The organism is Acinetobacter sp. YH16032, assembly GCF_013417345.1.
Lineage (GTDB): Bacteria > Pseudomonadota > Gammaproteobacteria > Pseudomonadales > Moraxellaceae > Acinetobacter.
Window position 1 is genome coordinate 1 of the sequence record NZ_VPEE01000021.1, and the last position, 19,882, is coordinate 19,882.

Below are 19,882 nucleotides of genomic sequence, written 5' to 3' on the forward strand. Positions count from 1 at the left end.
TAGAGCGAAATGAATTACTTCGAGCAATTAAACGTTTAGGTAGGATACTATGGAAAAAATGGTCAGGCTATCATCGGCGAAGTTTGGTTGAAACTAAGATGCATTGCATCAAATTATTAGGAGATAAGCTCAGTGCAAGGAGTTTTGATAGCCAAGTGAATGAGATCCATGCACGTGTAGCAGTCCTTAACAGATTTACGGAATTAGGTCGACCACTTACCCAAGTTACGCCTTAAATTTGGCTCAATTAGGGGCGCTTTGCATTTCAAATCTTTGTGCAACAAAGCCTAAAATAATTGAAAAAAACAAATTTTATATCACTAATGATTATTTTTCAAATTATGATTCTGTTTTGGAAGAACTTAATATTGAAGATTACTCAATAATTAAAAGTATGCATCTCTTAGATGCATTCTTGAAATGTATGGTTGGATTCTTTTCTTATAGGGTTGAAGGATTTAGTCTTTTTAAAATACAGGGGCATATTGGTATTCTTTTTAATAAAGATGAAATAAAATGTGACAATAAGAATATTTTTAAAATTGAAAGTGTTTTAAATAACCTTGAATACTTTTTAAGGAAAAATATTTTGATTAAGTGTGAAAATCAATATGTAAGAGAAGATGATGAGATTTTTGATTTTCCTATAAAAATGAATGCGGATTTATTAGATTCTTTTTTTATTGATTTTGTACATCATCATAAAATTATTCTGCCTTTTTATTTTTCATATGGTTTTATACATTTTATTGAACTTGGTGAATATATAAAAATAATAGATCAATCTATAGCTAAAAATATCAATCCTGAGATTTATAAAAATTTGATTAATTATTTTAGAAATAAAATTTCAGAAATTTCAGATATTAAATATAGAGGAATCTAAAAGAAACCCCGCAATAAGCGGGGTTTCTTTTTATCGAAGTATTTAAGAATTAAACACGTTCGATGATGGTCGCGATACCTTGACCTAAACCAATACACATCGTCGCAAGACCGATTTGTGTATCTTGTTGTTCCATCACGTTTAACAACGTCGTTGTGATACGCGCACCAGAACAGCCCAATGGGTGACCAAGCGCAATCGCACCACCGTTTAAGTTCACGATGTCTTGTTTGTCATGTAAACCTAGACCTTTCAATACTGAAAGACCTTGAGCGGCAAATGCTTCGTTTAACTCAACAGTTTGAATATCACCAATGCTCAAGCCAGCGCGTTTAAGCGCTTTTTGAGTTGCTGGAACTGGACCATAACCCATGATCGCAGCATCACAACCTGCAACCGCCATAGAGCGAATTACAGCACGTGGCTTAAGACCTAATGCTTGTGCACGCTCAGCAGACATCAATAACATTGCAGATGCACCATCAGACAACGCTGATGATGTAGCAGCAGTCACTGTACCGCCTTTAGGGTCAAACACAGGACGCAACGCTTTAAATGCTTCAAGGTTCGCATCTGGACGAATCACTTCGTCTACATCACATAGGATTTTGAAGCCATTTGCATCATGACCTTCAACACCAATGATTTCGTTTTTGAAACGACCTTCTTGAGTAGCAGCCCAAGCACGACGGTGAGATTCAACACCAAAAGCGTCTTGCTCTTCACGGCTAATGCCATTCATACGACCTAACATTTCAGCCGTTAAGCCCATCATGTTAGATGCTTTTGCATAATGTTTAGATGCTTGTGGGTTCAAGTCGATACCATGCATCATGCCAACGTGGCCCATATGCTCAACACCACCAATGATGAAGATATCACCTTGGTTAGTCGCAATTTGAGCAGTTGCGGTATGAATTGCTTGCATTGAAGAACCGCAAAGACGGTTAACAGTTTGACCTGCAACAGTTTTTGGTAAGTCTGCCAATAACACGATGTTACGACCGATGTTCATGCCTTGCTCTAGAGTTTGGTTCACACAACCCCAGATCACATCTTCAACTTCGTTCACATCAAACTGGTTACGAGCAACCAATGCACGAACTAATTCAGCAGATAAGTTATCGGCACGTACATTGCGGAACATACCATTTTTGGTTTTACCCATTGCTGAACGTACGCCATCAACGATGACAACGTCACGTGGATTTAAAGTAGCCATTCACGTTGCTCCTTAACCGTAGAATTTTTTATTGTTAGCAGCCATGTCACGCAACATTTGTGGCGCTTCATAAGCCTTACCTAAATGCGCATACTTGTCGCAAAGCGCAACATACTCAGCTACACCAGTTTGATCGATGTAACGGCATGGACCACCACGGAATGGAGGGAAGCCTACACCCATGATCATTGCCATATCTGCTTCGTTTGGTGTTGCAACGATGTTGTCTTCCAAGCAACGAACAGTTTCGTTACAGAAAGCAATCATCATACGGTCAATGATCTCTTGAGGATCAAATTCACGTTTTTCACCAGTCACGACAGAAGCAATTACGTCATACGCTGTTGGATCAACAGTTTTTGCTTTCTTGCCTTTCTTGTCCAATTCATATTTGTAGAAACCAACATCGTTCTTTTGACCGAGACGTTGTGCTTCATACATTGTTTGGATTGAACCTTTGAAATCAGGCTTCATACGGTCAGGGAAACCTTCAGCCATCACTTCTGCACCATGAACGCCAGTATCAATACCGACAACGTCCATTAAGTATGCAGGACCCATTGGCCAGCCAAATTTTTCCATTACTTTGTCGACTTGTTGGAAGTCGGCGCCGTCTTTAAGAAGAAGGTCAAACGCACCAAAGTAAGGGAACAATACGCGGTTTACAAGGAAGCCCGGACAGTCGTTTACAACGATAGGAGTTTTACCCATTTTTTGAGCGAGGACGACAGTCGTTGCAATCGCTTCAGATGAAGTTTTTTCACCACGGATCACTTCAACCAAAGGCATCATATGCACTGGGTTAAAGAAGTGCATCCCTACAAAGTTCTCAGGACGCTCTAGGTTTTCAGCCAAACGCGTGATTGAGATCGTAGAAGTGTTTGATGCAATGATCGTGTTTTCACGTACTTTAGATTCAGTTTCTTTGAGTACGATGCCTTTCACTTTCGGGTTTTCAGTTACCGCTTCGATTACGATATCGACTTCTTTAAACTCATCATAGCTTAATGTCGGACGGATACGTGCAAGCGTTTCACCCATTTGAGCAGGCTTGATTTTCTTACGTTCAACTTGTTTAGTCAGGAGACCGTTTGCTTCTTTCATTCCTAAAGCAAGTTGTGGGTTACCAATATCTTTCATGATAATTGGTGTGCCTTTGCTTGCCGCTTGATAAGCAATACCACCACCCATGATACCTGCACCAAGCACTGCAGCTTGATTTACAGGGTGAGCGCCTTGTTCATATTTTTTCGAAGTTTTCTTCACAACTTGGTCGTTGATGAATAGACCAATCAACGCGCCTGCTTGTGGCGTTACCGCTGCTTTTGCAAAGTGTTCAGCTTCTTGGCGAAGTGCACCAGCACGATCTAAGCTTGAACCTGCTTGCATAGAATCAAGCAATAATTTTGGCGCAGGGTATTGTGCAGGATTAGCTTTCGCAAGCACCACACCTTTAGATGAGTTAAAAGCCATCATTTGTTCTAATGGATTCAACTTAATTGGATCTAATTTTTCTTGACGCTTCGCTTTCCAGTCTAAACGACCTTCGATTGCTTGTTTAACGATAGAGATCGCAGCATCTTGTAATTTATCAGCAGCGACCACAGCATCGACAGCACCATCTTTAAGTGCAGCAGGCGCTTTTTTCGGGTTCGCCATTGCCATCCATTCAACAGCGTTATCGATACCGATTACACGGCTTAGACGAACGGTACCACCGAAACCAGGAATGATCCCAAGTTTAATTTCTGGAAGACCAACTTGTGCTGATTCTGACATCACGCGATAGTCACACACCAAGCACATTTCGAAACCGCCGCCCAATGCCATACCATTGATTGCAGCAACTTTAGGAATATTTAAATCTTCGAATGAGTTGAAGATTTCATGAACAGGCATCGCCCAATCTACAATGACTTGTTCGCCTTGCGCAAAGTTTTCACCAAACTCAGTGATGTCTGCACCAACGATAAATGTAGATTTACCAGATGTAACGATAAGACCTTTAATCTCAGCGTTTGATTGAACAGCAGCAATTGCAGCTTTAAAGTCGTCAATTGTTGCGCGGTTGAATTTATTAACCGACTCACCTTGTAAGTCAAAGCGGAATTCTGCAATTCCGTCCGAAAGCATTTGGACGGTAATGGCATTGCCAGCGTGGATCATGCCCTGATCTCCTTTTTTTTGGAGGACTTCTAAGTTGATGTTGTGAAGCAAGTGCGTATTTCCTGCGCACATTAAAGCTTCGCTAATCTTACGATAACTATATCGAAAAAGAACATAACAAGTTGTATCAAGCCGTGACGCAATGGTCATCTATTTATTGCACCAGCATGCGTTATAAAACAGCAGATGCGCATGTAGAGTTTGTTCTTCTTACAATAAAGCGATTGTTTCAATTGGCATTTTATTTAAAAACACTTCAACTTATATCTGGGGTAGGTAGGTAATTTCAAGTTATTTTGCACTTTAAATTTCGTCATAAAAGTCAATAAACTGAAATATAAAGCCATCAAAAGTCTATTTGTAGAACACAATGTTTCGTTGTTTGGGGTAGTCGTTATACAATTTACGTGATTATCTATACATCTAAATTGGAACAATTCACTTCCAATTTAGGTGCAGCATCTCTTCATTTAACCCGCTAACCAAAGATAAACCGAGTCAATCAATGATCAAGTGGATTATTCTCGCGATATTCATCATATCGGCACTGTATATTCAACGTCGTGGAAAAGTACGACATTCGTTCTATCGTCAATTCTTTGATCATTCGACCATTTTGGCACCTATTAATTTTTTGATGTATATGTTCTCTAAGGTGCCAAACCAGCCTTATATCGACACACAGCATTTTAAAGATTTAAAAGTGTTAGATGAAAATTGGGAAATGATTCGTGATGAAGCCAAAGCTTTATATGAGCAGGGTGGGATCAAAGCCTCTGAAAAATATGATGATCTAGGCTTTAATTCATTTTTTAAAACTGGTTGGAAGCGTTTTTATTTAAAATGGTATGACTCTGCACATCCTTCAGCAGCAGAACTGTGCCCTAAAACGACAGCATTGCTTAAAACATTGCCAACCATTAAAGCGGCGATGTTTACTGAGCTTGCTCCTGATAGTCGATTGGTTCGTCATCGTGATCCTTATGCGGGATCTTTACGCTATCATTTAGGGTTGTTGACGCCAAATGATGATCGTTGCTTTATTGATGTAGATGGTCAGCGATATTCATGGAGAGATGGTGAAAGCGTTGTGTTTGATGAAACCTACATTCATTATGCAGAAAACACGACGGATCAAAATCGTATTATTTTCTTTGCTGATGTAGAGCGTCCTTTAAAGACACGTTGGATGGAACGGTTTAATCATTGGTTTGGTAAAAATGTAATGACTGCGGCAAGTTCACCGAATGAAGCAGGGGATCAAACGGGTGGTCTGAACAAAGCATTTGGTTATATTTATCGCTTGCGTGTGAAAGCAAAAGCACTGAAAGCGAAGAACCGTCAGTTATATTACTTTTTAAAATGGTTCTTGATGTTAGGGATATTCTTCCTGATTTTTATTCGACCTTATGTGTTTTAAGAGCATTCAGATCAAAATGCGCCTCAGGGCGCATTTTTTAATTTTACTTAAAATGATGTAAATTAAAATTGAGAAGTGGTTCAATAAAAGCTATGCTTTTATCTGTAAAATATACAAAAGAAAATTCAAATGAATCTCAAAAAAACAATATTAGTACTAAGTGTTTTACCGTTTTTTTTAAGTGCCTGTGGCGGCGGTGGGTCGGGAGATTCGTATGAATCATCACCGAGTACACAATTTCGAAACGGTGATCAACTCTATTCAATTTACTATAATTCCAATGATCGATTCGGCTTAAATTATATTGAATTTCAAAATGGACAATTTACTTATACGGATAGTTTTAAACCGTTGAATAGTGTGATTGTGACGCGAAATCGTATCTATCAAACCTATGATCAAGCCCAAAATACGCTCAGTGTGAATAGTCCTAGTCATTGGACGATGAATATCATTGGTGACATCCAAACGGATATCGAAATGGAGCGTGTAAACCTATCGGGTAAAAATGTTTTTGATACAGTTTTACCAGGTTATCGCAACATTGATCGAAATGATTTGAGCCCTAATGTGAGATTGTTTATCGCCAAAGATGGTCTTAAAAATTTTTCTTCAGGTAGCTATTGTTATAGAAAGAAAGCAGAACAAAACAGAGTAGATTATTTACAACTCTATCCAAACACGAGTGAACCATTGGAAGAGAGTTTTAACCAATTTTATGAAGATAACTTGCTGTATCTTGATCTTTTAAATGACAAAAATCCAATAGTGAAATTTCAACTCGCTAAAGATCGTTGGATGGGTATGAATTTTAGCAGTATTTTTGACACCAGTATGAAGATTAGTTTAGATGATTCAACAGCCATTGAATTTGAAAGCAAACTATATCCTGCTGAATATCATCAAACTTTGAAGCGTACGACTGATGATGAATATAAACTCTATGAAAAATTGTTAATGAACGATGATGTTGCAGAAAATAGACAGCGTTATCAGTTGTTAATGGCAAATATTGAAAAAGGGTGTACGTATTATAATAAAACGGCAGCAGAATCCTTTGTCACGATTCCTGGTTTAAGATGATTTGTTTAAAAAAAGCCCATAATGGGCTTTTTTTATTAATTGATGATCGTGAGCTGACCGTCTTTGCAATCCAGCTTGAGATGAAGTTGATCTGGATGCTTTAGAAAGTAGATCGCAATAATGGGTTCTAGTTCAGTTCTTATTTTACGTGCTAAATGACGTGCCCCAAAGCGGATATCATGACCCTGATAGAAATATGCTTTGGCAAGGTCTGATAAATGAACCTGACGTTTTTGATGTTGCAAACGAATATTGAGTTTTTCCAGTTCAATATCTACCAATTTAGGGAGTGCATCATCTTGAACAGGTTGATAATGAAGGACACGATCAATTCGATTCAGAAATTCGGGATCAAAACTGCGATGCAGTATTTTTTCAATAATGGCTTTCGTGGGTAAGCGTTTTAAACATAGATTCTGAAGTTTTTGCGGTAAAACATTTAATTTATCTAAATATTGTTGTGCTGCGCGTGCTCCTGCATTACTGGTCATAAAGATCATACAATTACGAAAGTCAATCGTTTTTGTTCCAGCAGTAAGGGTTAGGCGACCTGTATCCAACACATTCATTAAGCCACGAATCACTTCGGGAGAGGCTTTTTCAAGTTCATCAAACAGCATAATGCCAGGACGGGTATGAGAGCCATTAATCGCAGTTTCATCGAATAAACTATGACCTTCTTTTGAACCGACATATCCAGGCGGAGCGCCTGTTAAAGCGGCTGCATAATGTTCTTGAGCCAGTGTATTCATATCGATACGACAAAATGCATCAGGACGACCATAAATCGCTTCAGCAATCAAACGAACAGTCTCTGTTTTACCAACACCTGTTGGTCCAAGCATTAAGGTGACGGACAAGGGGCGTTCAGGACTTGAAAAGTCAGCTTTGACCACGTGAAGCATTTTTTCGATTTCATCTAAGGCTGGATTTTGCCCAATGATACGATCACGCAATAACTGCATCACTTTGGCTGGTTCAAAATGAAAGCGAGACTTTCCAATGAGTCGATCTTTTTCTGAAGGACTATGGGATGAGAGTGCAGGTTGTATGGCGTGAAAAGCACGATCGGTCGCAGTCATGTTGGCGCATCCATGAATGAATCAGTTGAAAAGCATATCAAACTTGAATTTAACAACTCAGACTTTTTAACAATCAGCTGATTATCAAATCTGCGATCATTGCTCTGAACTGTTGGATCAACAAGGTTTTAAAATCGTCTACCGAAATGCACTTGAAATAGAGCGCGTTACCATCACAATAAGCTCATGCTGTTGCATGAATGACTGACTCTACATTAAAGGCTGCTTGTGAACGAAAACGCACGTGAACACATTGAAAAAATCTTAGCCAATCTTACGACTTTGCCTGGTGTCTATCGCATGTTAGGTAAAGATGGAGAGTTGTTGTATGTGGGAAAAGCGAAGAATTTAAAAAATCGTGTTTCTAGCTATTTTGTTAAAACCATTGAGCATCCCAAAACACAGGCTTTAGTTGCCCGCATTCATGATATTGAAACCATGGTGGTCCGCTCAGAAACGGAAGCATTACTTCTTGAACAAAACTTAATTAAGCTTCATCGACCGCCGTATAACATCATGCTGCGAGATGATAAATCTTACGTCTATATTTTTGTGTCCAGTGATAAGCCTTATCCACGTATTGCAGCAGGTCGTGGTAAGGGGAAACATCAAGCAGGTAAATTTTTTGGACCTTATCCAAGTGCTTATAATGCACGTGATACATTGGTGGTCTTACAAAAATTATTCAATGTCCGCCAATGTGAAAATAGTTATTTTGCGCAACGTAAAAGACCGTGTTTGCAGTATCAAATTAAACGTTGCTCAGCTCCATGTGTGGGTATGATATCACCTGAAGATTATAAAGATGATGTTGATAACTCTATTCGTTTTTTACAAGGGGACACACGTGAGCTTAATCAAGAATTAATTGCCAAAATGGAAGCGGCAGCAGAAGCTCTTGAATTTGAAAAAGCCGTTTTTTATCGTGATCGGATGGCATTATTGCGTGATGTCCAAACGCAACAAGCGATTTATAAAGTCAAAGGTGAAGCAGATATATTGGCGATCGCATACCAAGCGGGGGTAACGTGCGTTCAGATTATGCATGTGCGTAATGGCAAGATGTTGGGAGGAAAAAGTTATTTCCCAGATATGTTGGGCGATGATTTGGGACAAATGCTGGCAGATTTTATCGCGAACTTTTATTTCCAAGTTGCCGATGAGATTCCAACAGAATTAATCGTCAACGTGGAGCTGCCAGACAAGAAAGACATAGAAGAGGCACTACAACAAAATTTTGGCAAAAAAATTCTGATTAAATCAAAAGTTCGAGAAACCCGTGCAGAATGGCTCGAGCTTGCGACCATGAATGTACAGCATGCCATTAAAGGACAACTTGCTAACCATTATGAATTGAATGAACGTTTTCATCAGTTAGAAGAGGTGGTCGGACGTCCAATTGATCGTATCGAATGTTTTGATATATCCCATACGATGGGCGAAGCAACGATCGCTTCTTGTGTTGTCTTTGATAGTGGAGGGGCTCGCAAGCGCGATTACCGTCAGTTTGCTATCGAAGATATCACTGGCGGTGATGATTATGCTGCCATGCGTCAGGCTTTGACACGACGGTATAAGAAGGCGATGCTGCCAGATTTGCTTCTCATCGATGGTGGTAAAGGGCAATTACATATGGCAATGCAGGTCATGCAAGATCTTGGATTGGATGCATTCATGGTGGGGGTTTCAAAAGGGGAAGGACGTAAGCCTGGTTTGGAAACCTTACATTTCACTGATGGCACAAAGATTCAACTGCCTGAAGACCATAAAGCGCTACATTTAATTCAACAGGTTCGTGATGAGGCGCATCGATTTGCCATTACTAAACATCGTGCCAAGCGCGATAAACGTCGTGGGCAGTCAGTTTTAGAAGCCATTCCAGGGCTAGGACCAAAACGCCGCCGTGATTTATTAACACATTTTGGTGGGATTCAAGGGGTATTAAAAGCCTCTGAAAAGGATCTGAATTTAGTCCCAGGTTTTGGTGCAAATCTCGCTCGGACTGTGTACAAAATCTTGCATGAGTAATCATGCATATCAATTTGCCAAAATGCTCATTGACCTGCGAGTCATTGATCATTTACCTCAATCTGAAAATTCAGCATGCTAGCGCGATAAGAAATTTAAAATAAAAGGGTTGCACATGTCATTTGGACAGGTATTTCAAGAAATTGATCAACAAGAATGGGTGGGGATCCCTGAGGGTTGGTTGCAAGGTCGTACCATTTTTGGTGGTTTAACCACGGCGATGATGCTACACAAAGCAACACAAATGATTCATGACCCTCAAAAAAGATTATTGAGCACCAGTGTGGTATTTGTGGGTCCTGTTCAGGAAAAGCCAGTCAAAGTGACAGTGGAAATTTTAAGGCAAGGTAAATCTGTGACTAATATTGAGGCTCGGATTTGGCAGGATGATGCTGTACAGGGAATTCTGCTGGCAAGTTTTGGTTCAGACCGTGAATCAGTTGTGAATATGGATCAAACTCGCACAGCACCACAGTATGATTCGCCTGAAAGTTTAGTTAAGTTGCCTTATCATCCTCTTATGCCGCAATGCTATCAGAACTATGATCTGATTTGGGCTGAAGGGAAATACCCTTGTACGGCTGCTGAAAAGCCAGATTTTGGTGGGTGGTTTCGATATGCAGAATCTAAATTTGAAGCAGGTCCGCTGAGCATGCCTGAATTTATAGCAATGTTAGATATTTGGCCTGCAGGAATTTTTCCTATATTAAAAAAACCAGCACCGGGAAGTTCAATTTCTTGGTATGTGACGCTGTTAGAACCTATTCAAGCTGACCGACGAGATTGGTTTAAATATAAAGTATTTACAGATCATTCTGCGCATGGTTATTCTACTGAATATGCCCATATTTGGGACCATAATGACTGTCTCGTTGCAATTTGTAGACAGACTGTCGCGATTTTTGCCTAGTCGACAGCGGGTAGTGAATCGTTTAAAGTAAGCGGATTAAAGAATCAAAGCTCAAGTTTTTATTGCAAATTTTAGCTGTAATTGGGGCAAACTGGCGGTGTCTATGTCTACAGGTCGCATCCTGAATATACCAAATATCTTGACGCTAGCACGTATTGCGTTAATACCTGTTTTTTTAATTATTGCCTATTGGCCTCCTGCGATTGGTGTGGGTGGGCATGAAGGGGGTATGACGCGTCATATCATTCTGACTGCAATTTTTGTGATTGCTGCTGTCACAGATTGGTTTGATGGTTACTTGGCAAGAACATTGAATCAGACTTCTGCATTCGGACGTTTTTTAGATCCTGTTGCGGATAAATTAATGGTCGCGGCAGCATTGATTGTTTTGGTGCAATGGCAACCTACAATTTCGATGGCTTTTGCTGCGATTGTGATTATTTCACGCGAGATTACGGTTTCTGCTTTACGTGAGTGGATGGCTGAGCTCGGTGCACGTACCAATGTAGCTGTATCTACAGTTGGCAAATATAAAACAGCTTTTCAGATGATTGCTATTTCCGTGTTCTTACTCAATTGGAAACCACTTGAATTAGTTGCATATGGTTTGTTATATACCGCTGTAATTTTAACACTGTGGTCCATGTTTATTTATTTAAGAGCGGCATGGCCGTATCTAAAACAACCCTAATGTATTTAAAGCGCCAAAAGGCGCTTTTTTTATTTCGTTAAGAACGTGAATTAAAAAATGAGAAGTAAATTTGCTATTGCTTTGAGTATCTTGTCGAGTTCAAGCATTTATGTGGATGATTTATCACGGGCACAAGAGTATTTGCATAATGATAGAATCGCGTATTGTCTATCTCATTCTGAGATTTATACAAATGAAGCAAATATTGCGAGAGGTGGATATTTTCAACTCGGTGAGCATAGCCATGAGGCGTCAAAACAAGTGCAAAATTATATTGATCAAGCGCTCAAAGAAGCGTTAGGCAGCTATCAATATTCAAAAGAGAAAGCATACCTTATGCGTTGTTTGGAAATCTCTTATTCAACGCAGTATCGAAATTATATTAAAACTGTTTATGCGTTTGATGTTATCGAAAATCAAAAATAACCTTAATTGCTTAAGCTTTTCTGCTGAGGGTTAAAGTAATCCATATTGGGGGATTCAACCGCTTTAAAGTTGAATCATCTTAGAGATTAAAAATAACAATGAAAAAAATACACTTTCAGAAAGTCATTGATGACTTAAACCTTTTGGAAATACTCAAGCGGTATCAAGTTACAGTGGTCGGTACGCCACCTTTAGGAATTGCAACAGCAGAAAGTGATATCGACCTCATTTGTAGTTATCCGATTGAGCAAGAGAATCATTTGATTGAAACACTAAAATTATTTCAAACCTATAAGGCATGGTGCATTGAGCGAAGTTATTTTGAACGTGATACTTGGATTTGCCGATTCGAATATTGTGCTTGGTCAATTGAGATATTTTGTTCTACAACACCAATTCATCAGCAGGCGGGATTCCAGCACTTCTACGTTGAACATAGAATATTAGATTTGGCAAATGACCAATTTAAACAGGAAATCATTCGCCTTAAGCAAAAAGATATAAAAACTGAACCTGCATTTGCACAAATATTAGCGCTCGATGGTGATCCTTACACGAAGTTAAGTCAGCTATATGAAGCAGATGACTGTGTATTGATTCAACTGCTTCAATGCCAAGGTTACCTAGATTAAACTTTAACTATGGGTTTCCTCATCTCCATCGTCTTCAAAAGTTTTTGCAATTTTTTCGATATTCAAACTTTTAGCCATCGCATCAAAAATTTGTTTATACACACCGTCTTGATGGTAAAGGGCATCATGTTCTCCATGCTCGGCAATTTCGCCTTCTTTCATGACATAGGTATAATCCGCATCGATAATTTGCGACAGGCTGTGTGAGATAATAATGACAGTACGTCCTTGTTTAATCTCATCAAGGCTTTGTTTAATTTGTTCCGAAGCGATGGCATCCAAACTCGCTGTCGGTTCATCTAAAAAGATAATCGGCGGATTTTTCAAGAACATACGAGCAATCGCAATACGCTGTTGTTGTCCTCCAGAGAGTTGCAATGCATCGGAATGATAGCCATCTGGAAGTTGTGAAATTTGCTCATGAATGGAGGCTTTTTTAGCAGCAATGATCACGTCTTCTTCAGTGGCATCTGTTTTACCATAGCGAATATTTTCAAGAATAGTCCCTTGGAAAATATGATTTTTTTGTAGGACTAATCCAATATGATCTCTCAAATATTGTGTATCAATTTGATTAAGATCGATGCCATCGAGTTCGATACATCCCTGATTAGGTTCATAAAATTTATCTAAAAGACTGATTAAGGTTGATTTTCCCGCACCTGATAAGCCAACTAATGCAGTAATTTTATTGGGTCGAATCTCCATATTGATATTCTTTAGTGCGTGGTGACCGTTTGGATAAAAGAATTCAACATTTTTCAGCGTAAATTTTCCTTGAATTTCGGGTTTGAGTTGACCTGTAGGTTCAATTTGATCATCTGCTTCTAAAATTTTAAAGAAGCTTTCTGAATAGATCATGGCATCATTTACTTCATCATATATACGATGTAAGGAGCGAATTGGCGCGGATACATTATTGAACAACAGTACATGAAACATGATCATACCGATGCTCATCTGACCATCAAGCACAAAATACGCAGTTAGGATGATGATTAAAACAATGCCTATTTGTTCAATAAAGGTTTTTAACCCATCAAATAAAAAGCTGACTTGACGGGTTTGCATTTGATTATCTGTGAGTTCTTTTTGTAGTTTGAGTTGTTTGGTTGATTCTATTGACTCGCGGTTGAAAGATTTGATAACCGTAATTGAATTAATAATTCCGAGGATACCTTGGCTTTTCTTTTCTCGACCATCACGTAAATTTCGACGCCAGCCTCCGAGTTTTTGTGCTTGTTTATAAGTTAACCAGAAGTAGATTGGAACGATAGTGGTCGCTACCAAGCCAACATAAAAGTTGGCGTAGTACATTAATCCTAAAGCCACGATCGCACTGGTAAATAACGGCAAAATGTCAATAAAGAATATTTGAACTAGACGAGTCAGAGAGCCAATACCACGATCGATTCGTGTTTGTAATTTTCCCGCCTGATTATTCTCTTCGTTGAAAAAAGCTAATCTATAGGTCAGAAATTTTTCAATGATGCCTTGTGCTAGATCTTGAGAAATAAAAATTCTAAGTTTTTCACCATAAAACTTTTGTCCGAATTGAACAAAAGCATTAATCACTTCTTTACCCAATAATATCGCTGTAATGGTAATCAGGATATTCCAGCCTTCGGCTAAGCCAAAGCCATTCTCAACCAGCGCATTAATTTCATCAACTGCATATTGCAAAGTGAGTGCATTCACTTGAGCTGTGAAAGAGCCGATGAGCGTAAGAAAGAGAGTGGCAATCACTAAAAAGCGATAAGGTCGAACGAAAGGTTTAAGTTTTAGAAAAAGTTGCCATAAATTCATAAGCGATTGTTTTTATTGTCTAGATTTATGCCAGTCTAAGCTTGATTGTCCAGTGTCACAAGCGTTCACAATGTTTCAATTTGTCAGTTGAAATATTCAGCTAATATACGGTTATATTTTCATGGCAAATTGGTTATGAACTTTGAGCTGTTTGCACCCGAACCCAATTCAAATCTCCTACCTTGTGATGGGATTGTAGAAGATTACGGCCTTATACTTACTCATGCTGAATCACAGGATTATTTCGATTATTTTTTAGAAGGTTTGGCTTGGAAACAGGATGAAGTGATTTTATACGGCCAATATTTTAAGACGGGTCGTAAAGTCGTATGGTATGGTGACCAAAACTATCAATATCACTATTCAGGAATGGATAAACAAGCACAGATTTGGGATTTGAAATTATTAGCACTCAAGCAAAAAATTGAACTTATAACAGGAGTTCAATTTAATTCTTGTTTGGCTAATTTGTATGAAGATGGAACTCAAGGTGTAGGATGGCATAGTGATGATGAGGCTGCATTAAGAGATCCTGAACATGGCGAGACTGTCATTGCCTCACTGAGTCTCGGCGCAACCCGAAAATTTAGATTTAAACATCGTGATAAAATTCATACTGCGGAAATGTATCTACAATCAGGACAGTTGATTGTGATGAAAGGTCAAACACAGCGTTTTTGGAAACACACTTTAGCGAAATCAACCAAAGTATTAGAGCCTAGAATCAATTTAACCTTTCGCTATTTTTATCCTAGATGAAATGGCAAGTATTCTATTAAGGTTGAATACCTTGAGGATTACGATACCAACTTTCAATAAATAAAGCGGCTGCCAAGCTGTCTGCGGACAACTTTTTTCCACGCCCTTGCGCCTGATAATGATCGAGTTCATCACGCGCTTCGCGAGTTGTTAATCGCTCATCCACCATCCATGTTTCTATATTGGTTTGGTGTCTTAAACGACGGGCAAATTTACGTGCTCGTGTTGATAGTTCCGATTCGCTATCATCCATATTCAGTGGTAGCCCGACTAAAAACAGATTTGGAGAATGCTGTTTTACAATTTTGAGAAGATCATCCCAATTGGGAATGCCATCTTTCATCGGTAAAAGTGAAAGTGGTGTAGCACTTTCAATAATAGACGATCCTACAGCCATTCCTGTTTTTTGTGTGCCAAAGTCAAAGGCCATAATGAGTTGAGCGGTAGTTGAATCAGGCATGTCCAATCTCAGATGAAAGCCATGTACGATCGACCCCCATTTTTCTATAGGCAGCGTCCCAGCGATCGTCATAGGGTAAGTTAAAAATCAAATCCATATCAGAGTCACAAATGAGCCAGTCACCTCGAGCGATTTCTTGCTCCAACTGGTTTTTACTCCAACTTGCATAGCCTAAAGCAATTTGATAGCGACCAACACCTTCATTGTGTGCGATTGCATCAAGAATATCCTTTGAAGTTGTTAAACAAAGGTTTTCACCTACAGCGATGGACGCATGCCAAGTAGGTTGACCTGTATGAAGTACAAAACCCGCTTCTGGTCGTAAAGGACCACCTTGTAAGACATCATGTGGGTGAACATGATCTGCAACGATATCAAGATCTGTTAAGAGTTCTTTAACCTGAATCCCAGCTGGACGATTGATCATAATTCCCTGCGCACCTTCATGATCATGACGAGCGATATAGACCACACTATTTGCGAAGAAATCATCTGCTAAATCAGGTGGGGCAATCAGGCAACGGTGCGTTAGAAATTGTTTACTCACCTAATGGCTTCTCCAAAATATGTCTTTCCAAGAACAATACCTTAATTTATATAGATTTGAAAAAATATGGTAAAAAGAAATAAGGAACTCAAAAATATAAAAAAATTGTAACAATTAAAATTTAGTAATATTAAGTAATTAAGTGTTTTTTTTATTCTTTTAACGATTATCTAAAACTTTAAAATATATATTGTTAAGTGTAACTGAACTCAGGTTATTGTATCTTAATTTTGTAATTTGTTATTTTATTGAAACATAATATTAATATTTGTATCATTTTGATAAGGGGTAATAAATTAATTTAGATCATGAATTTTTTTAAAAAAAATACACTTATTTTTTCGTTTGTTTTACTGGGATTGTGTAGTACTACAAATAGTGCTGTTTTTAATACTTATGCTGAAGATGGGAGTTTGTTTAGAAGCCATCTAAATGGTGAGTTAGCATCAAATATTATTGAGAGTTTTGATAAAAAAATTAAATCAAAAGATGCTGGACTTTATTTACTTGAAAAAGCTCGTCTTTTACAAGTTAATCATCAGTATCAAGAAAGTGCCGATGCGTATAAGCAAGCTTTTGAGATAATAGATAAACAAAATAATAGAGCTAAAGTAAGTGTGAGCCGTCTAGGTTTTAAAGCTTTATCATTACTGAGTAATGACTCCGTCATGCCTTATGATGTGCCTCGTTATGAGCAAGTATTGGCTCACGTTGCTCAGGCCAAAAATTATATTTATTTAAATAATCCAGAAGCTGCTGGCGTTGAAATGCGTATAGCTCAGCGCATACAGCGAGAAATCGAAATAGATCATCAAAAGGAATTAGAAAAAAAAGCTGAAAAGCTTAAAGAAAAAGAAAGCAATGCTAATACATCATCAGCTTTTAATGTGCTTGATGAAGCTTTTGTAGGATTAGATCCAATTGCTGGCAAAATTAAAAATTCATATCAGAATGCCTATGCTTTTTATATGGCGGCAAATTTATGGGAGGCTACAGGTGAATTAAATGATGCACTTGTTGATTATAAAAAATCATATGAATTACAGCCTGATCAATATATTGCTAAAGATGTTAAGCGTTTAGATCATAGCCAAATTAAAAAAGGTAATTTCGTTCCTGTTATTGTTTTTATTGAACAGGGGACAGTCCCAGAAAAAATTGAAAATAAATTAGCGTTACCTTTGCCGAATGGCATCGTGAATATTGCGTTTGCAACTTATGAACCTAGTACATATCAAATACCTCAGACACTGCGAGTGAAGGTGGGAGATAAGACGATGCATCAAAGCTTTGTACTGAATGATATTGGAGCATTAGCAGTTAAAGAGTTAAAAGAAAAAACACTCAATACTGTCACTACTCAAATAATAAGAGCAACAGCAAAGTACGCGGTTCAGCAAGAGTTGGGTAATCAACTTGGTGCGATTGGTCAATTGGCAGGGACATTAATGAATATAGCCACTGAGCGTGCAGATTTGAGAGCTTGGTCTACGCTTCCAAGTAATACTCAAATATCAAGATTTGAATTAAAGCCAGGTGTTCATTCTTTGCAGATCCTTGGACGTAAAGCAAAAAGTGAAATTATGAAGTTGGAGGCTTTGCCTAATCAAACAGTATTTGTTTATGTGAATGACGTGAACGATAAAATTACGACTAGTGTTAGTACAGTCTCTCACTAAAAATTTATAAAGAGTTAATTATGAATTCTATTTTTAAAATCACATTGGCGCTTGGCTTTTCTGCTGTTTTAGTAGGTTGTACAGCATCAAACTCACTTTCAACTCATACCGCTTTAGATGGAAGTTATGTCGTAAAAACAATTGGTAATAATCCTAAGCTTACATCAGAGGTGATGATTGAGCGTGTAAGCATGGCAACCATTGGTGATTTAAAGAAAGTGTCTCTGTCAATCAAAGACCGTTGGTATGTGAATAAAAATTTCGAGTACAAAATTGTATGGGTTGATGCACAAGGGATGGAGGTCAATCCTGAAGGCTCCCGTTGGAAGCCGATTCAACTCACTGGACGTGAAGTAAAAACAGTCCAATCCGTGGCACCAAATCCATCAGCTGTAGATGTTGTTGTTTATTTAAAGAAAGATTAAGGATCTCACAATGAATATTAAAGTTTTATTTGCTTCAGTATTAATGGCAGCCGCATTTACTGGTTGTGCATCGACTAGTGCGGTTCGTTATGGTGATGCACAATCTGTTGAAACTTTAACAACTGATTTTGGATCAACGGATTTGCAAATGATTGCAGACAAAATGGTTGATGACATGCTGACATTCCCAGTAATCGTCCAACTTACTCAGACACGCCGTCCCGTTATGTTTGTTGATCGTATACGTAATAAAACTCAAGAACATATTGATACGGAATCAATTACTGACACGATTCAAAATAAATTGATTAACTCTGGTAAGTTTCGTTTTGTAGATATGACAGCTGTTAACGCTATGGCGAATCAATTGAATTATCAAAAAAATAGTGGATTAGTTAATCAAGCGACTTCTGTTAAAGCTGGCGGTCATATTGGTGCGGAATTTATGCTGAATGGGAATCTCTCTAGCATTGTTAAAAATGCTGGTGGCCGTAGCGATGTGTACTACAAATTTACTTTGAAATTACAAAATGTCCAAACGGGTATTGTTGAATGGACAAGCGAAAAAGAAATTCGTAAATCAGGTAAGCGCTCTGCATTTGGTCTGTAATAAAAATAGCTCAGTGATTATGTCTTAGGCGTAATCACTTTAGAAGAAATTTATGAAAAAAATACTTATATCTGCTTTAGCAATCTTAGGAGTTTGCAGTAGTTCTGCATATGCACAGCTGAAAGAGGTTGTGAAAGAGGCTTCAGGAAGTGGTTCTACACAACATCAAGCTATATCTGAAGCTTTACTTATAGCAGTTCAATCTGTTAATGGTACAACAGTTTCTCAACGCGTTGATATGGAGCAGACGGTCAATATGTCTTTGTCTAATCGCCAATGGACATATGTAGGTAAATCTTCACCTGTCTTTAGCGTGGAAAGCTCAGGCTCTGGATCAGTTTCAAAATTTCAGGTTTTGAGTGTTTCTGGATCAAAGAATAATTATCGTGCAAAAGTTCGTGCTCATATCATTCAATTTCAATCTTCAGTTCAGGATCAAGGACAGCGTAGGATTGCTGTTTTACCATTTCAATTTTTTGAAAAAAATAATCGTGTAGCCGGCAATCAGACTGCGAGAGAGTTTAGCTCAGAACTCGCTGATAGTTTGGGAAATTATTTATCCCAGTCTGGTCAATTAAGCTTGGTAGATCGTCACTACTTAGAAGAAATGCAATTCGAAAATGAGTTCCTTTTCTGGGATGGTGCTCCACAAGAAATGGCCAGACTTCAACAAAAAGTCGGAGCGGATTATCTACTAGTGGGACGCATAAATAATTTAAGCCAAGATAATGGACAAACCATGTATGGCTTAAATCATGGTGCTGAACAAGTAAGACTATCTTGGCGAGTGATTGAGGCGAACACAAGTAAAGTTGTTGCTGCTGGTAATTTTAATCGTAATATGAGTAAAAATCAGGTTCAAAATTTATTAGATAATACAATCCAAGCTAGCGGCGCTGAAAAGCTCGCAGAGTCATTGGCTGATGATGTCTTAGTAGCACTCAAACTAAAGGCTAAATCATTAGGTGAGGGGACAAACTTTGTACCTACTTATGAAATGACGCCTGGTTCTAGTGAAAAACCAATTAAATGGTGAAAAAAATCCCAGTT

Annotated in this window: 19 protein-coding genes and 1 pseudogene; 14 read left to right on the forward strand and 6 right to left on the reverse strand. The window is 38.4% G+C overall.

All coding sequences use genetic code 11. The features are described from left to right. Positions 1–236, forward strand: a pseudogene (locus FTV32_RS10985) (IS5/IS1182 family transposase); the annotation flags it as partial. 2 nt (positions 237–238) lie between these two features. Next, on the forward strand, positions 239–886 hold the full coding sequence (locus FTV32_RS10990; RefSeq protein ID WP_180028648.1) for a hypothetical protein: 648 nt from the start codon (positions 239–241) through the stop codon (positions 884–886). Positions 887–935: 49 nt separating this feature from the next. On the opposite strand, the gene fadA is transcribed toward FTV32_RS10990, so the two are convergent. Both fadA and fadB read right to left on the reverse strand, forming a co-directional pair. After that, positions 936–2,108, reverse strand: coding sequence for an acetyl-CoA C-acyltransferase FadA (gene fadA, locus FTV32_RS10995; RefSeq protein ID WP_180028649.1), 1,173 nt, complete (start codon positions 2,106–2,108; stop codon positions 936–938). A gap of 12 nt (positions 2,109–2,120) precedes the next feature. After that, the gene (gene fadB / locus FTV32_RS11000; protein ID WP_180028650.1) at positions 2,121–4,274 is read right to left on the reverse strand and encodes a fatty acid oxidation complex subunit alpha FadB; all 2,154 of its coding nucleotides are present in this window, start codon (positions 4,272–4,274) and stop codon (positions 2,121–2,123) included. A 505-nt stretch (positions 4,275–4,779) separates the two neighbouring features. Between fadB and lpxO the strand changes: the two genes are divergently transcribed. Together lpxO and FTV32_RS11010 are read left to right on the forward strand one after the other, a co-directional pair. Further along, the gene (gene lpxO, locus FTV32_RS11005) at positions 4,780–5,694 is read left to right on the forward strand and encodes a lipid A hydroxylase LpxO (protein ID WP_035265982.1); all 915 of its coding nucleotides are present in this window, start codon (positions 4,780–4,782) and stop codon (positions 5,692–5,694) included. A gap of 129 nt (positions 5,695–5,823) precedes the next feature. Next, complete coding sequence (locus FTV32_RS11010) at positions 5,824–6,777, forward strand: hypothetical protein (RefSeq protein ID WP_035265985.1); 954 nt, start codon at positions 5,824–5,826, stop codon at positions 6,775–6,777. Between the two features lie 35 nt (positions 6,778–6,812). Here FTV32_RS11010 and FTV32_RS11015 read toward each other — a convergent pair whose 3' ends face one another. Continuing rightward, positions 6,813–7,859, reverse strand: coding sequence for an AAA family ATPase (locus tag FTV32_RS11015; protein WP_180028651.1), 1,047 nt, complete (start codon positions 7,857–7,859; stop codon positions 6,813–6,815). A 228-nt stretch (positions 7,860–8,087) separates the two neighbouring features. Between FTV32_RS11015 and uvrC the strand changes: the two genes are divergently transcribed. The 5 genes from uvrC to FTV32_RS11040 all read left to right on the forward strand — a co-directional run bounded on the left by uvrC (position 8,088) and on the right by FTV32_RS11040 (position 12,546). Then, positions 8,088–9,887 carry an excinuclease ABC subunit UvrC gene (uvrC, locus tag FTV32_RS11020; protein WP_180028652.1) on the forward strand — a complete coding sequence of 600 codons (1,800 nt, stop codon included), beginning with the start codon at positions 8,088–8,090 and terminating at the stop codon, positions 9,885–9,887. A gap of 115 nt (positions 9,888–10,002) precedes the next feature. Then, entirely contained in the window at positions 10,003–10,797 is a 795-nt protein-coding gene (locus FTV32_RS11025) for an acyl-CoA thioesterase II (RefSeq protein WP_180028653.1), read from the forward strand. Positions 10,798–10,900: 103 nt separating this feature from the next. Further along, positions 10,901–11,488: a CDP-diacylglycerol--glycerol-3-phosphate 3-phosphatidyltransferase gene (gene pgsA / locus FTV32_RS11030; protein WP_035265993.1), complete on the forward strand. Its 588-nt coding sequence runs from the start codon at positions 10,901–10,903 to the stop codon at positions 11,486–11,488. 111 nt (positions 11,489–11,599) lie between these two features. Further along, entirely contained in the window at positions 11,600–11,914 is a 315-nt protein-coding gene (locus FTV32_RS11035; protein ID WP_218947407.1) for a hypothetical protein, read from the forward strand. A gap of 98 nt (positions 11,915–12,012) precedes the next feature. Further along, on the forward strand, positions 12,013–12,546 hold the full coding sequence (locus FTV32_RS11040; protein WP_180028655.1) for a DUF4269 domain-containing protein: 534 nt from the start codon (positions 12,013–12,015) through the stop codon (positions 12,544–12,546). Positions 12,547–12,549: 3 nt separating this feature from the next. Here the strand turns inward: FTV32_RS11040 and FTV32_RS11045 are convergent, their stop codons facing one another. Next, positions 12,550–14,352 carry an ABC transporter ATP-binding protein gene (locus FTV32_RS11045; protein WP_180028656.1) on the reverse strand — a complete coding sequence of 601 codons (1,803 nt, stop codon included), beginning with the start codon at positions 14,350–14,352 and terminating at the stop codon, positions 12,550–12,552. A gap of 135 nt (positions 14,353–14,487) precedes the next feature. Between FTV32_RS11045 and FTV32_RS11050 the strand changes: the two genes are divergently transcribed. After that, positions 14,488–15,111: an alpha-ketoglutarate-dependent dioxygenase AlkB gene (locus tag FTV32_RS11050; RefSeq protein ID WP_180028657.1), complete on the forward strand. Its 624-nt coding sequence runs from the start codon at positions 14,488–14,490 to the stop codon at positions 15,109–15,111. Positions 15,112–15,127: 16 nt separating this feature from the next. On the opposite strand, the gene ruvX is transcribed toward FTV32_RS11050, so the two are convergent. Both ruvX and FTV32_RS11060 read right to left on the reverse strand, forming a co-directional pair. Next, positions 15,128–15,571, reverse strand: coding sequence for a Holliday junction resolvase RuvX (gene ruvX / locus FTV32_RS11055; RefSeq protein WP_035266001.1), 444 nt, complete (start codon positions 15,569–15,571; stop codon positions 15,128–15,130). Next, positions 15,564–16,118: a YqgE/AlgH family protein gene (locus FTV32_RS11060; protein ID WP_035266003.1), complete on the reverse strand. Its 555-nt coding sequence runs from the start codon at positions 16,116–16,118 to the stop codon at positions 15,564–15,566. Before FTV32_RS11060 ends, ruvX begins: the two co-directional genes overlap by 8 nt. 308 nt (positions 16,119–16,426) lie before the next feature. On the opposite strand from FTV32_RS11060, the gene FTV32_RS11065 reads away from it, so the two are divergent. The 4 genes from FTV32_RS11065 to FTV32_RS11080 are packed head-to-tail and all read left to right on the forward strand — an operon-like array spanning position 16,427 to position 19,868. Next, on the forward strand, positions 16,427–17,797 hold the full coding sequence (locus tag FTV32_RS11065) for a COG3014 family protein (RefSeq protein WP_180028658.1): 1,371 nt from the start codon (positions 16,427–16,429) through the stop codon (positions 17,795–17,797). Between the two features lie 20 nt (positions 17,798–17,817). Beyond that, positions 17,818–18,222, forward strand: a complete 405-nt coding sequence (locus tag FTV32_RS11070) for a YcfL family protein (protein WP_092766649.1) — start codon at positions 17,818–17,820, stop codon at positions 18,220–18,222. Between the two features lie 10 nt (positions 18,223–18,232). After that, on the forward strand, positions 18,233–18,832 hold the full coding sequence (gene lpoB, locus FTV32_RS11075) for a penicillin-binding protein activator LpoB (RefSeq protein WP_092766650.1): 600 nt from the start codon (positions 18,233–18,235) through the stop codon (positions 18,830–18,832). Positions 18,833–18,884: 52 nt separating this feature from the next. Continuing rightward, on the forward strand, positions 18,885–19,868 hold the full coding sequence (locus tag FTV32_RS11080; RefSeq protein ID WP_180028659.1) for a CsgG/HfaB family protein: 984 nt from the start codon (positions 18,885–18,887) through the stop codon (positions 19,866–19,868). Positions 19,869–19,882: the final 14 nt, after the last annotated feature.